This is a genomic window from Planomonospora alba, assembly GCF_039534085.1.
GTDB lineage: Bacteria > Actinomycetota > Actinomycetes > Streptosporangiales > Streptosporangiaceae > Planomonospora_B > Planomonospora_B alba.
The window spans coordinates 45179-59124 of sequence record NZ_BAAAUT010000011.1; the positions used below are offsets into that span (position 1 = coordinate 45179).

A 13946-nucleotide genomic window follows, 5' to 3' on the forward strand; every position below is an offset into this window, starting at 1 on the left:
ACCTGCGAGGCGTCGATGACCCACACCGTGCTCGTCACCGGGGTCTCGCGCCACATCGGCGCCCGGGTGGCGAGCGTTCTCGCGGCCGACCCGGACATCGACCGGGTCATCGGAGTGGACACGGTGCCGCCGCCTTCGCTCTCACGTGACGGCGGCGTACCCCTCGGCCGGACGGAGTTCGTCCGGATCGATCTGCGCAGTCCTGACATCGCCAGGGTGATCGCGGCCGCCGACATCGACACCGTGGTCCACGTCGGCCTGGTGAGCGTTCCCCCGCGGAGCGGCGGCCGTGCCCTGATGAAGGAGCACAACGTCATCGGCACCATGCAGCTGCTGGGTGCCTGCCAGCGGTCGGCGACGGTCCGCCGCGTCGTCGTGCGCTCCACCACCGCCGTGTACGGCTCGTCCCCCCGGGATCCGGCCGTCTTCACCGAGGACGCCGAGCCCGCCGAGCCCCCCGGCCACGGGTACGCCAAGGACGCCGCCGAGGTCGAGGGGTACGTCCGCGGGTTCGCCCGGCGGCGGCGCGACGTGACCGTCTCGACGCTCAGGTTCGCCAACTTCATGGGCCCGGGCGTCGATTCGCCGCTGACCCGCTACTTCTCCCAGCCGGTGCTGCCGACGGTGCTCGGCTTCGACCCCCGGCTGCAGTTCGTCCACGAGGACGACGCGGTCGAGGTCCTGCGCCGGATGGCCAGGGAGGACCACCCCGGCACGTTCAACGTGGCGGGCGACGGGGTGCTGCTCCTGTCGCAGTGCGTACGGCGGGCCGGCCTGCTCCCGGTCCCGGTCCCCTCCCCGGCCTTCCGCCTGCTGGGCGAGGCCGCCCGGAGCGCGGGGCTGGTGAACTTCTCGCCCGAGCAGCTCCGCCTGGTCTGCCACGGCCGCGCGGTGGACACCGCCCGGCTGACCGCGGCGCTGGACTGGAAGCCCAAGTTCTCCACGGGGGCCGCCTTCGAGGACTTCCTGCGCACCCGGCGCCCGGCCGGCGGCCTGCCCGGTGCCGTGCTGGACGCCCTGTCTCATATGGTGGTGAGATGAGCGCGACGGCGGGCCGGGCCGATGAGCCCCACGAGGCGCAGGTGATCCCCATCTCCCGGGGCCGCGCCGGGCACGAGCGGCCGGACGCGGGCGGCGGGAACGGTCCGCGCCCCGGTGACGGCCGTGACGACGCCGCGGGGGGCGGCCGCGGCGACGACCGCCTGGCCGAGCTCCTGGCGTTCCTGCGCCGCCGCCTCACCGGGCAGTACGAGGTCGACGAGTTCGGCTTCGATCCCGAGCTGACCGACAAGGTGCTCCTGGAGCTGATCCGTCCGCTCTACCGGCACTGGTTCCGCGTCGAGACGGTCGGCATCGAGAACGTCCCGGGCGACTGCGGGGCGCTCGTCGTCGCCAACCACTCGGGCACCGTCCCGGTCGACGCGCTCATGCTCCAGGTCGCCCTGCACGACGACCACCCCGACCGCCGCCCGATCCGGCTGCTCGGCGCGGACCTGGTCTACCGGCTCCCGGTGCTCGGCCACCTGTCCCGCAAGACCGGCCACACGCTGGCCTGCCCGGAGGACGCCGACCGGCTCCTGCGCAGGGGTGAGCTCGTCGGGGTCTTCCCCGAGGGCTTCAAGGGCGTGGGCAAGCCGTTCTCCGAGCGCTACCGGCTGCAGCGCTTCGGCCGGGGCGGGTTCGTCGCCTCGGCGATCCGGGCCGGGGTCCCGATCGTGCCCTGCGCGATCGTGGGGGCCGAGGAGATCTACCCGAAGATCGGTGACCTGCGCTTCCTGGCCAGGGCGCTCGGCCTGCCGTACCTGCCGGTCACGCCGCTGTTCCCCTGGTTCGGCCCGCTGGGGCTGGTCCCGCTCCCGTCCAAGTGGCTGATCGGCTTCGGCGAGCCCATCCGCACCGACGAGCACGACCCGGCCGAGGCGGACGACCCGATGGTGGTCTTCAACCTCACCGACCACGTGCGGGAGGTCGTCCAGCAGCAGCTGAACGAGCTCCGGCTCCGGCGGGGCCACGCCTTCCCGCCCCTGTTCTGACGCCTTCTGCGCCCCGCCTCCCGTGCCCTGCCTCCTCCGCCCCGCCTCCTGCGTGCCGGCCGCCGGGCCCCGGCGCGGTTGTGCGCCCGGGGGGAACCCGGCGGTGATTTTTATTAGGCGCGGCGTCTAACAGTTGGGGCTTTTGCCCGATATGGTGTGCTCGATACCGCACTTCCGAACGTGGGGAGGGGACATGGCCGCACGCCGTACCGCGACGCGGGCCGCGCTCGCCGGACTGGCCGTGGGGGTGGCGCTGGGGGTCGCCGGGCGGCGGAGAGGCGGGCGGGACGGGACGGTCCTCGGCGGGCACCGCGGGCGGCCGCTCACGGTCACCGTCGACGACGGCGTCCAGCTCGCGGTGGACGTCGAGGAGGCGGCGCCCGCGTCGGAGCCGCGCTTCGCGGTGGTCTTCGCGCACGGCTGGACGATGAACCGGCACTGCTGGCACTTCCAGCGGGAGGCTCTGGCCGGCCGGGCCACCCTCGTCTTCTACGACCAGCGGGGGCACGGCGGCTCGTCGGCCGGGGCGTTCGACGCCTGCACGATCGACCGCCTCGGCGACGACCTGGCCGCGGTGATCGAGCAGGCCGTGCCCGAAGGGCTCCCGGTGGTGCTGGTCGGGCACTCCATGGGCGGCATGACGATCATGGCCTTCGCCGAGCGCCACCCCGAGCTGCTCGCCTCCCGGGTGGTGGGGGTGGCGCTGCTGAGCACGTCGTCGGGGCGGCTGCGGGAGAGCACGTTCGGGCTCCCCGGGCCGGTGGGCCGGCTCGCCCCGGTCGTGGCCCCGGCCGTGTTCGAGCGCATGCGCGCCCGCGCCGAGGTCCTCGACCGCCGGGTCGCGCTCAGGACGCGCACCAACCTGCCGGTGACCCGCTACGTCGCCTTCGGGCCCGGAGCGCGTCGCGAGCACGTGCGGTTCGTCAACGAGATGGTCGCCGCCACGCCGACCGAGGTCGTGGTCGGCTTCTTCAACGACTTCCTCGTGCACGACAAGCACAGGGCGCTGGCCGCGCTCGGCTCGGTGGAGACGCTCGTCATGGTCGGCGCGCGCGACCGCCTGACGCCGAAGGTGCACAGCCACCGCATCGCCGAGGCGGTGCCCGGTGCGCGGCTCCAGGTCGTGCCGGGGGCCGGCCACATGATCGGCATCGAGCGGCCCGCGACCGTGAACGCGGCCCTGTCCGAACTGTTCGACCGGGCGCTCGGCCGCGCCGCGGCGCGGGACGGGAGCTGACGGCGGGGCCGGACCGCGAGGGTTGACGGCGGGGGCCGCGGGCGGGGCCGTACGGGCTCAGGCCGAGCGGTGGTGGCGGCGCAGGGCGATGGCGGCGGCGACCCCGCCCGCCACGGCCCCGGCGCCGGCCGCGATGGGCAGGCCGATCATCGTGGCCTTGCGCCCGGTACGGAAGTCCTTGACGTCCCACTCGTTCTGCCGGGCGTGGTCGCGCAGCTCGGAGTCGGGGTTGATCGCGACGGGATGGCCGACCAGGGAGAGCAGCGGCAGGTCGTTGGCTGAGTCGCTGTAGGCGAAGCAGCGGCTCAGGTCGAGCCCTTCCCGCCGGGCCAGCGCCCGCACGGCCTCCGCCTTGGCGGGGCCGTGGAGCAGGTCGCCGACCAGCCTGCCGGTGTAGACGCCGTCCACCGTCTCGGAGACGGTGCCGAGGGCGCCGGTGAGGCCGAGACGCTGCGCGATCACCCGGGCCAGCTCGATCGGGGTCGCGGTGACCAGCCAGACGCGCTGGCCGGCGTCCAGGTGGCTCTGGGCCAGGGCGCGGGTGCCGGGCCAGATGCGGTCGGCCATGGACTCGTCGTAGATCTCCTCGCCGAGCCGGACGATGTCCTCCACCCTGCTGCCCGCCACGAACGCCAGCGCGGTCTCCCTCGCCTCGGCGATGTGCTCGGGGTTCTCGTCGCCGCGGATGCGGAAGACCGCCTGGCCGAGCGCGAACCGGACCAGGTCGCGGGTGGTGAACAGGCCGCGCGAGGCCAGGCCCCGGGCGAAGTGGTAGATCGAGGCGCCGCGCATCATGGTGTTGTCGACGTCGAAGAAGGCGGCGGCGGTCGGATCGGGTTCGGCCATGGGCAGCGCGACGGCCGCCGCGGCCGCCACCTCCCCGGCCTGCTCAGCCGCACTCCGCCGTCGTATCAGCCGCTTCATAGCACCTCAGCCTAACCGGTACCCGCCGGTGCGGCCGGTGTACGCCGGGCCTCCGGTGCGAGGTTTCACCGGCCGGTCACTCCGGCGGTGCCAGGCCCTCGATGTAGTTGAGGTAACCGTTCGCCCTGCGCTGGTTCTCCTCGTCCAGTTTGGGGAGCATGCCCTCGATCCGGTTGCGCTGCTTGCGCACGAAGCGCTGGAGGCTCCCGGCGGCCTCCTGGGCGTCGTCCGCGTCGCGGCGCCGTACCCGGGTCAGGGAGGTGACCGCGGAGCGGGTGGTGTCCTCCATGTCCTGGAGGGTCTCGCCGACCAGGGCGCCCTGGTCCCGCGTGGCGGAGGCGGAGCCGAGCAGGGCCTCGACCTCGTCGGCGCGGGTCGAGGCGGACCGCAGCCCGCGGTCGGCCCGTTCGGCGTCGTCGGTGCTCAGGCGGAGCAGGGTGTTCTCGGCGGCGCGCTTGAGCGGGTAGAGCGTCTCTCCGGGCACCGACTGGTAGGCGGCCAGGCCCGTGGCCGCCATGCCGACGGCCAGCGCGGCGCTCAGGAGCTGGGAGAGCAGCAGCGGCCGGATCCGGCGCCGCCGTGCCCTGTGCCGCGCGGGGACCCGCTCGGCGGCCGGCCCGTCGGAGGCGGAGGCGTTCACCAGGCGCGCGCGGAGCTCGTCCCGGAACTCCGGCCGGGGGGCGCCCCCCAGGCGCGTGCCGAGTTCCGTCACGCGGTGCCGGGCGCGCGTCCGCGATCTCCGCGAGAGTCCGGACCTCCACCTACCCATGAACACTCCCTGCCGCCCCCGGAAGATGATCCATCGGTTCACCTGCCTAACGACGGCCGGGCACCCGGGTTACGCGGCGCCCCGTGCTCACCGGTCACGGGTCGGTCACCGCCACGGACCGGCTCAGCCGAGGTCCGAGGGGAGCGCGCGGGCCAGCGCCCGGATCGCGCGGAACTGCAGGGCCTTGATGGCGCCGCTCTTCTTGCCCATGATCAGCGCTGTCTCGGCCAGGGACATGCCGTGCAGGAAGCGCAGGACCACGCATTCCTGCTGCTCGGGGCGGAGTGCGCGGACGGCGCGGAGCACCCGGTCGTTGACCATCGCGGCGACGACGGCGTTCTCGGGGATGTGCGGGCCGTCGAGGGGGGTCTCGAAGACCTCGGCCGTGGTGACCTCGAGCCGGTAGCGGCCGGACTTGAAGTGATCGGTGACGAGGTTCCTGGCGATGGTCACGAGCCAGGCCCCGAAGTCACGTCCTTGCCAAGTGAAGTCGGCGATTCGGCGAAGCGCGCGGAGGAAGGTCTCGCTCGTGAGATCCTCGGCGAGCGGGTGGGATCCGACCCGCAGGTAGATATAGCGGTAGACCAGGTCGAGATAGCGGTCGTAGAGGGCGCCGAACGCCTCCGTGTCTCCTGTCTTGGCGCGCAGGACGAGCCTTCTCAGTTCCTCCGAGGCGTCCTCGCGGGGGGCGAGTTCGTTGCTGCGGACGGGCGGGGCCACCCCGGTGGCGGTCGGGAGGGGCCCGGCTAACGGCCATGTGTCTGGCATCCGGTATCCCTGGGGAGGAGGGTGCGGCGTGCCCGCCCACTCTAGGAATCATCAGGAAATTCCACAATCCGCTTCGCACCGTCGTGACTGGCGGTAGTCGGCGTATACGGTGTGGGGCCGGTGTGCGCGAAGACCGGTCCGGGGAGCCGGTCGGGAGATCCGGCTACCGGTTGGAGGGTAATGTCCGGCAGCATTGGAGACACCATGGAAGTCCTCGTCGCTGTCATCGCGTTCGCCGGAGCCCTGCTCGCAGCCGTTGCCACAGGCGCTCTCGCCAATCGGCTCCGGGGTGAGCCCACAGGGTGGCTCATCGCCTGGAGCATCGTGACGGCGATGCTGGCGGTGTCACTCGGAGTGATGGCCTTCGGCCTGTTCCTCGGATTCGGGGCGACCACATTCCGGCTTTACCAGCTGACCGGATCGCTGCTGGCGCCGCTGTGGCTGGCGGTCGGAGTGATCCAGCTGCTGGCCCGCAAACCGGCCGCCAGGTTCGGGTCCTGGCTGCCGGGCGCGGGGTTCACCGCCGTGGCGCTGGTGATCCTGCTGGTGGACCCGGTCCGGCAGGAGGGGCGGTTCGGCAAGGGCCTGCCCGTCGCGGCCGAGCACTGGAACCCCCCGCCCGCCTACCTCCTGATGGTGGTCCAGGCGTTCACCGCGGTGGTGCTGCTCGTCGGCCTCGTGATCGCGGTCCTGCGCTGGCGGCGCGACGGCGACGACTACGACACCGACAACCTGCACGCACTCGGCGTGCTCGCCCCGACCGGGCTGGCGCTCGCCGGAGCCTCCGCCCTCGGGGCCCCGGGCCTGCTCCTGGTGGTGCTGCACCTGCTGGTCGCCGCCGCCGTCTGGTACGTCGTGCTCCGGCCCCTCGCGCCCTACGAGGACGAGGACGAGGAGGACTTCGAGGACGACTGGGAGGAGCGGCCGAGCCGCCGCCCGATACCGCAGGACGTCCCCGTCGCGGGCCGCCGCACGACGCCCGAGCAGCCCTCGGGCGTGCCCGCCGCGCCGTCCCCGCGCCGGTCGGGCCTCGGCGACCTCGTCGCCGAGTACCGCGCGGGCGAGCAGGACGTCGACTACGCGGCGCGCATGCGCGGGCAGGGCCCGGCCACCGGCGACCCGATCGGCCGCCCGGCCGGCGACCCCGACGGCCGCCCCGCCGCGGACGACCCGTTCGGCGGCCCCGCCACCGGCATGTTCATGGCCGGCGAGTACGGCATGCCGATCCCGGGCCAGCCCGCCGGGGACCACGAGTTCACCCAGCCGCCGCCGCGCACCGGTCAGTTCGGCATGACCCCCTCCACCGGCCCCTCGACCGGGGAGTTCGGCCTGCCGTCCGCCGGGGGCCCGGCCACGGGGGAGTACGACATCCCGCTCAACGAGTACGGCGCCCCCGGCACCCGGAGCCGGGCCTCGCGCCCCATGCCCGCGGAGGAGGCCTTCGGCGGACGCCGCCCGATGTCCGCCGAGGAGGCGTTCGGCGCCCCGGCCGCCTCCGGCCGCTCGGGGGCGGCGCCCGGAGCGCCCGCGGGCGCGGGCGAGCCCGTCCGGCTCTCCCCCGGCATCTACGGCCTGCTGACGGTGTTCACCCTGATCGACGGGACCGGCGAGGCGTTCGACCGGCTGGCCGAGGAGACGGTGGAGGCCGTCCGGCGCAGCGAGCCCGACACCCTGATCTACGCCTGCCACTCGGTGAAGTCGGCGCCGCTCCAGCGCATCGTCTACGAGATCTACCGGGACGAGGTCGCCTACACCGAGCACCAGAGCCAGCCCCACATGGAGCGGTTCGTCGCCCAGCGGCAGAGCATGGTGCTCGCCGCCAACGTCATCGAGCTCAACGTGAACACCGCCAAGGTGATCCCGCTGCCGACCGCCTTCAAGATCTGACGCCGGGACGGGACAGGCCGGGCTCAGGCGCCGAGCGCGGCGCGCAGGCGGGCCTCGTCGACGCGCCAGAAGTCGTGCTGCACGCCGTCGACGAGGGTGACCGGGATCATCTCCCAGTACTTCGCGTGGTCCTCCTCGGAGGCGGTGATGTCGCGCTCCTCCCAGGGGACGCCCAGCTCCGCCGCGACCCGCTCGATCACGGCGCGGGCGTCGTCGCACAGGTGGCAGCCGGGCTTGCCCAGCAAGGTGATGCGGTGGTCCTGCGGTGCCATGCCGCAACGCTAACCGATCCCCGCCGCGCCCGGACCTCTCCCCGGGAGCGTCCCGCGGGAGGGCGCCGCCGTCCGGCACGGACGGCGGAGCCGCCCGTGCGGCGGCGGCCGGGCCGCCGGCGCGCCGAGCCCCGATGGGCGGTGTCGACTTCGCCACAACCGGTGCACCCACTTTGTGCACCGGTTCACAAAGGGACTAACCTGGATGACAGTGGCCTCATCTCGTCATCCGTCGCGTCCGGGCCGCGCCGGCCGCCTGTCCCTCTGGAGCTCCGGCACGTGATCCGCCGACTGTCCCAACCTCGCGAACGTGGCATTCCCGAGGCGACCGTCGCCAGACTGCCGCTGTATCTGCGTGCGCTCAACGGCATGTCGGAGCGGGGCCTGGCGACCGTGAGCTCGGAGGACCTGGCGCACGCCGCCGGCGTCAACTCCGCCAAGCTCCGCAAGGACCTGTCGCACCTGGGCTCGTACGGCACGCGCGGGGTCGGCTACGACGTCGAGTACCTCATCTACCAGATCTCCCGGGAGCTGGGCCTGACCCAGGACTGGGCGGTGGCCATCATCGGCGTCGGAAACCTCGGCCGGGCGCTCGCCAACTACGGCGGCTTCGTCTCCCGCGGGTTCCGGATCGCCGCGCTCCTCGACGCCGACCCCGACGTGGTGGGCGACCACATCGCAGGACTGGACGTCGAGCACATCGACGAGTTGGAAACCGTGATCAGGCGGCGGGGAGTGTCGATCGTGGTGCTCGCGACACCGGCGGCGGCGGCCCAGCAGGTGGCCGACCGGGTCATCGCCGCGGGCGTCACGAGCATCCTGAACTTCGCCCCCGTCGTGCTGTCCGTGCCTGAGGGGGTCGACATCCGTAAGGTCGACCTGTCGATCGAACTGCAGATCCTCGCGTTCCACGAGCAACGCAAGACGGATCGGATGACTGGGGGGCCCGCGATGGCCGAGGAATGGCCCGAGGCGGTGGACCTGTGAGTTCACAGATGGCGAGACAGGACCGGGGCGGACGGCGCCGCTCCGCGGCCCGCGGCGTGCCCGGCGCGTTCCGGCCGCGGCGAGGGGGGCGCTCATGAGCGTCCTCGTCGTCGGCACGAGCCACCGCACGGCGCCGGTGGCGCTCCTGGAGCGGGTGTCCGTCTCCGGTGACGCGCTGACCAAGCTCCTGCACGACGTGGAGCGGAGCGAGTGCGTCGCGGAGGCGATGATCGTCTCGACCTGCAACCGGGTCGAGGTCTACGCGGTCGTGGACCGGTTCCACGCCGTGGTGAGCGAGGTGTCCGCGCTGCTCAGCGTGCACTCGGGCGTCCCCATGGAGCAGCTCGCGCCGCACCTGTACGTGCACTACGAGGACCGGGCCGTCGAGCACCTGTTCTCGGTCGCCGCGGGCCTCGACTCGATGGTCATCGGCGAGGGGCAGATCCTCGGCCAGGTCCGCCAGGCGCTCAAGCTCGCCCAGGAGCAGGGCACGATCGGCGCGACGCTCAACGAGCTCGTCCAGCAGGCGCTCCGCGTCGGCAAGCGCTCCCACGCCGAGACGGGCATCGACCGGGCGGGAGCCTCCCTCGTCGGCGTGGGCCTGCGGCTCGCCGAGCGCGCCCTCGGCCCGATCCAGGGCAAGCGGGCGCTGGTGGTCGGTGCCGGCTCGATGAGCGCGCTGTCCGCGGCGACCCTCCGGCGGGAGGGCGTCACCGACATCGTGGTGGTCAACCGCACCCACGAGCGCGCGCTGCGGCTGGCGCAGACGGTCGGCGGGCGGGCGGCGGAGTTCGGCGACCTGACCGCGGAGCTCGCCGAGGCCGACCTGGTGATCTCCTGCACCGGTGCCACCGACGTGGTCGTCACCGCAGACATGGTGACGCCCCGCACGGTGTTCATCCTCGACCTGGCCCTCCCGCACGACGTGGACCCCGCCGTGCGGCGGCTGCCCGGCGTCACGCTCGTCGACCTGGAGTCCATGCAGAACGGCGAGATCGCGGGCGTCGACGACGGCGGCCGGGCGGCCGCGGTCGCCGCGGTGCGCGGGCTGGTCTCCGAAGAGGTGGCGGCCTATCTGACGGCCGAGCGCGCCGCCCGTGTGACGCCGACCGTGGTCGCGTTGCGGAGCAAGGCGGCCGGCGTGGTCGAGGCGGAGCTGGGCCGGCTCGTCTCCCGGGTCCCGGAGATCGAGGGCCGCCTCCGCGACGAGGTCGCGCAGACGGTCAGGCGCGTGGTCGACAAGCTGCTCCACGAGCCCACCGTGCGTGTCAAACAGCTCGCGGCGTCCCCGGCGGGCGATCATTATGCGGAAGCGCTGCGCGAGCTGTTCAATCTGGATCCGAAGGTGCCCGACGCGGTCAGGCGCGTCGAGACGATCGACATGGAGGTGGACCGATGACGGGACCCCTGAGGATGGGGACGCGTCGGAGCCTCATGGCGACGACGCAGTCCGGGCTGGTGGCGGCCCGCTTCACCGAGCTGACCGGCCGGGCCGTGGAGATGGTCGGCGTCACCACCTACGGTGACGTGACCAAGGGCGACCTGGCGCAGATGGGCGGGACCGGCGTCTTCGTCAGCGCGCTGCGCGACAAGCTGATCGAGGGCGAGGTCGACTTCGCGGTCCACTCGCTCAAGGACCTGCCCACGACCCCCGACCCGCGCATCGCCCTGGCCGCGATCCCGCCGCGCGACGACCACCGGGACGCCCTGGTCGCCGGGGCGAAGCTGGCCGACCTGCCGCCCGGCTCGAAGATCGGCACGGGCTCGCCGCGCCGGATCGCGCAGCTGCGCATGCTCCGCCCGGACATCGAGTGCGTGCCGATCCGGGGCAACGGCGAGACCCGCATCGGCAAGGTCACCTCCGGTGAGCTGCAGGGCGTCGTCCTGGCCGCGGCCGGGCTCCGGCGGCTGGGCCGGGAGGCCGAGATCGCCCAGCTCTTCGAGGTCGACGAGATGCTCCCCGCTCCCGGGCAGGGCGCGCTGGCCGTGGAGGTCCGGGCCGACCGGACCGACCTGATCGAGTTGCTGGGCGTGCTCGACGACGCCGCGACGCGCGCCGCCGTGACCGCCGAGCGCGCGGTGCTGAACGCCCTGGAGGCCGGCTGCGCCGCCCCGGTGGGTGCGTACTCGGCCGTCAGCGGGCACGATCTGAACCTGACCGCGGCCGTCGTCGCCATCGACGGCGGGCACGCGGTGCGCAAGTCCACCGCCGGACCCTCTTCGACGGCCATGGATCTCGGACGCGACCTCGCGGCCGAGATGATCGCCGAAGGGGCCGGCACGTTGATGGGGGAGCAGCCGCATTGAGCTCCGGAAGCACCACCTTCGGGCACCCGGCCGGTTTCGTCGCCTTCGTGGGCGCCGGACCCGGTGACGAGGGTCTGCTCACGCTGCGCGGGGCGGACCTGCTCTCCCGGGCCGACGCCGTCGTGCTCGACCAGGAGGCGTACGGCTCGCTGCTGCGCCACTGCCGCGAGGGCGTCGAGGTCGTCGACGCCGCCGAGGAGGACGCCGCCCGCAGGGCCGTCGCGGCGGCCAAGGCGGGCAGGCACGTCGTCCGGCTCTGCGCGGGCGACCCGATGTTCTTCTCCTCCGTCACCGAGGAGGTCGCCGCCTGCGCCGAGGCGGAGGTCGACTTCGAGATCGTGCCGGGCGTGCCCCCGGCGACGGCGGTGCTCGCCTACGCCGGCATCCCGGCCGCCACGTCGGTGCCCGAGTTCCGGGTCGTGGACGCGGCCGTGGTCGACGACTGGAGCACGCACGCGGCGAGCGCCGGCACGCTGGTGATCTACAACGGGATCGCCGAGGCCGTGGCGATCGGCAAGGCGCTGGTCGCCGCCGGGCGGCCGGACACCACGCCGGTCGCGATCAGCAGCGCGGGCACCACCACGGAGCAGTACACCGTGGCGACCACCCTCGGGCGGATGGCGCCCGACCTCAAGCACGCGGGGATGACCGAGCCCGGGCTGATCGTGGTCGGCGAGGCGGTCGGCATGCGCGAGCGGCTGTCGTGGTTCGAGACCAAGCCGCTGTTCGGCTGGCGGGTGCTCGTCCCCCGGACCAAGGAGCAGTCCGCCGGCCTCGTCGAGCAGCTGCGCTCCTACGGCGCGGTGCCCGAGGAGGTGCCGACGATCTCCGTGGAGCCGCCCCGGACCCCGCAGCAGATGGACCGGGCGATCAAGGGCCTGGTCACCGGCCGCTACGAGTGGGTGGCGTTCACCAGCGCGAACGCGGTCAAGGCGGTCCGCGAGAAGTTCGAGGAGTACGGGCTCGACGCCCGGGCCTTCGCCGGGCTGAAGGTCGCCGCGGTGGGCGAGGCCACCGCGCGGGCCCTGGTGGAGTTCGGCGTCAAGCCGGACCTGACGCCCTCGGGCGAGCAGTCGTCGGAGGGCCTGGTGGCCGAGTGGCCGCCGTACGACTCCATGCTCGACCCGATCAACCGGGTCCTGCTGCCCCGGGCCGACATCGCCACCGAGACGCTGGTGGCGGGCCTGACCGAGCTCGGCTGGGAGTGCGACGACGTCACCGCGTACCGGACCGTGCGGGCGGCGCCGCCGCCGGCCCCGGTCAGGGAGGCCATCAAGGGCGGCGGCTTCGACGCGGTGCTGTTCACCTCCTCCAGCACGGTGCGCAACCTGGTCGGCATCGCGGGCAAGCCGCACAACGTCACGGTCATCGCGGTGATCGGCCCGCAGACCGCGAAGACGGCCGAGGAGTTCGGCCTCCGCGTCGACGTGATGGCCGACACCGCCTCGGTTTCGGCCCTCGCGGCCGGGCTGGCGGAGTACGGTGCGAAGCTGAGGCAGGCCGCGCTGGCGGCCGGCGAGGTTCCCCGCAGGCCGTCCCAGAACCGGCGCGGCGCCCGCCGCCGCAAGTGAGCGGGTGAGGCCTGACCCGCATGACCCGAGACCGCCGCGGGCACCCCGGACCGGGGCGCCCGCGGCACCGCCGCCGCGGCGGCGGGCCAACCGAATAACGTCCTCCGGCCGGTGACACCCCGTGGCCGGGGGGAGGGGGAGAGACATGACCGCCCAGTTCCCTGCCGTGCGCCCGCGCCGGCTCCGCCGCAGCCCGGCGATGCGCCGGATGGTCGCCGGCACCCGGCTGCACCCGGCCGACCTGGTCCTGCCGATGTTCGTCAAGGAGGGCGTCGACGAGCCGCAGCCCATCGGCTCGATGCCCGGCGTCTTCCAGCACACCCGCGACTCGCTGCGCAAGGCGGCCCACGAGGCGGCCGAGGCGGGCGTCGGCGGGCTGATCCTGTTCGGGATCCCCGCGGTCAAGGACGCGCGCGGCTCGGCGGCCGACGACCCCGAGGGCATCGTCCAGAAGGCGGTCGCCGACCTGGTCTCCGACCTCGGCGACCAGGTGGTGGTCATGACCGACACCTGCCTGGACGAGTTCACCGACCACGGGCACTGCGGCGTCCTCACCCCCGACGGGGAGGTCGACAACGACGCGACCCTGGAGCGCTACGCGGCCGCCGCGGTGGCCCAGGCCCGGGCGGGCTCGCAGGTCATCGCGCCCAGCGGGATGATGGACGGCCAGGTCGGCGCCATCCGCGCGGCCCTGGACGGCGCGGGCTTCGCACATATCCCGATCATGGCCTACTCGGTGAAGTACGCCTCGGCGTTCTACGGCCCCTTCCGCGACGCCGCCGAGTGCGCGCCGAAGTTCGGCGACCGCAACGCCTACCAGCAGGACCCGGCCGGTCCGGTGGGCGAGGCGCTGCGCGAGGTCCGGCTGGACCTCGCCGAGGGCGCCGACGCGGTGATGGTCAAGCCCGCCCTGGCCTACCTCGACATCCTGCGCCAGGTGCGCGACGCGGTGGACGTCCCGGTCGCGGCCTACCAGGTCAGCGGGGAGTACGCCATGATCGAGGCCGCGGCGGCGAACGGCTGGGTCGACCGCGACCGGGCGATCATGGAGTCGCTGGTCGCGATCCGCCGCGCCGGGGCCGACACGATCCTCACCTACTGGGCGACCGAGGTGGCCCGGCGGTTGCGCTGACGACCGGTGTCTCCCCGTCCGGTGAGATGCTTCGCACATGTCCACAACTGGGGATTCGC

General features: G+C 73.6%; 13 protein-coding genes. 9 read left to right on the forward strand and 4 right to left on the reverse strand.

Going from position 1 to position 13946, the window contains the following annotated elements:
• The first annotated feature begins 15 nt into the window (after positions 1 to 15).
• The 3 genes from ABD823_RS08615 to ABD823_RS08625 all read left to right on the forward strand — a co-directional run bounded on the left by ABD823_RS08615 (position 16) and on the right by ABD823_RS08625 (position 3270).
• A complete protein-coding gene (locus tag ABD823_RS08615; protein ID WP_344857606.1) occupies positions 16 to 1041 on the forward strand; it encodes an NAD-dependent epimerase/dehydratase family protein in 1026 nt (341 codons plus the stop codon).
• Positions 1038 to 2033 (forward strand): lysophospholipid acyltransferase family protein, encoded by a 996-nt coding sequence (locus tag ABD823_RS08620; protein WP_344857608.1) that lies wholly within the window; start codon positions 1038 to 1040, stop codon positions 2031 to 2033. The genes ABD823_RS08615 and ABD823_RS08620 overlap by 4 nt, the downstream gene beginning before the upstream one ends.
• 193 nt (positions 2034 to 2226) lie before the next feature.
• The gene (locus ABD823_RS08625; RefSeq protein WP_344857610.1) at positions 2227 to 3270 is read left to right on the forward strand and encodes an alpha/beta fold hydrolase; all 1044 of its coding nucleotides are present in this window, start codon (positions 2227 to 2229) and stop codon (positions 3268 to 3270) included.
• 57 nt (positions 3271 to 3327) lie between these two features.
• Here ABD823_RS08625 and ABD823_RS08630 read toward each other — a convergent pair whose 3' ends face one another.
• The 3 genes from ABD823_RS08630 to ABD823_RS08640 form a co-directional block, all read right to left on the reverse strand.
• On the reverse strand, positions 3328 to 4194 hold the full coding sequence (locus ABD823_RS08630; protein WP_344857612.1) for an HAD family hydrolase: 867 nt from the start codon (positions 4192 to 4194) through the stop codon (positions 3328 to 3330).
• 76 nt (positions 4195 to 4270) lie between these two features.
• On the reverse strand, positions 4271 to 4906 hold the full coding sequence (locus ABD823_RS08635; protein ID WP_344857614.1) for a DUF5667 domain-containing protein: 636 nt from the start codon (positions 4904 to 4906) through the stop codon (positions 4271 to 4273).
• Between the two features lie 180 nt (positions 4907 to 5086).
• Positions 5087 to 5731, reverse strand: coding sequence for a sigma-70 family RNA polymerase sigma factor (locus ABD823_RS08640; RefSeq protein ID WP_344857616.1), 645 nt, complete (start codon positions 5729 to 5731; stop codon positions 5087 to 5089).
• A gap of 204 nt (positions 5732 to 5935) precedes the next feature.
• Between ABD823_RS08640 and ABD823_RS08645 the strand changes: the two genes are divergently transcribed.
• A complete protein-coding gene (locus tag ABD823_RS08645) occupies positions 5936 to 7618 on the forward strand; it encodes an antibiotic biosynthesis monooxygenase (RefSeq protein ID WP_344857618.1) in 1683 nt (560 codons plus the stop codon).
• A 23-nt stretch (positions 7619 to 7641) separates the two neighbouring features.
• Here ABD823_RS08645 and ABD823_RS08650 read toward each other — a convergent pair whose 3' ends face one another.
• Positions 7642 to 7890 (reverse strand): glutaredoxin family protein, encoded by a 249-nt coding sequence (locus tag ABD823_RS08650; RefSeq protein ID WP_344857620.1) that lies wholly within the window; start codon positions 7888 to 7890, stop codon positions 7642 to 7644.
• Positions 7891 to 8169: 279 nt separating this feature from the next.
• Between ABD823_RS08650 and ABD823_RS08655 the strand changes: the two genes are divergently transcribed.
• From ABD823_RS08655 to hemB, 5 genes are all read left to right on the forward strand, one after another.
• Positions 8170 to 8877: a redox-sensing transcriptional repressor Rex gene (locus ABD823_RS08655; protein ID WP_344857622.1), complete on the forward strand. Its 708-nt coding sequence runs from the start codon at positions 8170 to 8172 to the stop codon at positions 8875 to 8877.
• A 94-nt stretch (positions 8878 to 8971) separates the two neighbouring features.
• Positions 8972 to 10276 (forward strand): glutamyl-tRNA reductase, encoded by a 1305-nt coding sequence (locus ABD823_RS08660; protein ID WP_344857624.1) that lies wholly within the window; start codon positions 8972 to 8974, stop codon positions 10274 to 10276.
• Positions 10273 to 11184, forward strand: coding sequence for a hydroxymethylbilane synthase (hemC, locus tag ABD823_RS08665; protein WP_344857626.1), 912 nt, complete (start codon positions 10273 to 10275; stop codon positions 11182 to 11184). Before ABD823_RS08660 ends, hemC begins: the two co-directional genes overlap by 4 nt.
• The gene (locus ABD823_RS08670; RefSeq protein WP_344857629.1) at positions 11181 to 12755 is read left to right on the forward strand and encodes a bifunctional uroporphyrinogen-III C-methyltransferase/uroporphyrinogen-III synthase; all 1575 of its coding nucleotides are present in this window, start codon (positions 11181 to 11183) and stop codon (positions 12753 to 12755) included. Before hemC ends, ABD823_RS08670 begins: the two co-directional genes overlap by 4 nt.
• A 145-nt stretch (positions 12756 to 12900) precedes the next feature.
• Positions 12901 to 13887 (forward strand): porphobilinogen synthase, encoded by a 987-nt coding sequence (hemB, locus tag ABD823_RS08675; RefSeq protein ID WP_344857631.1) that lies wholly within the window; start codon positions 12901 to 12903, stop codon positions 13885 to 13887.
• The last annotated feature ends 59 nt before the right edge of the window (positions 13888 to 13946 follow it).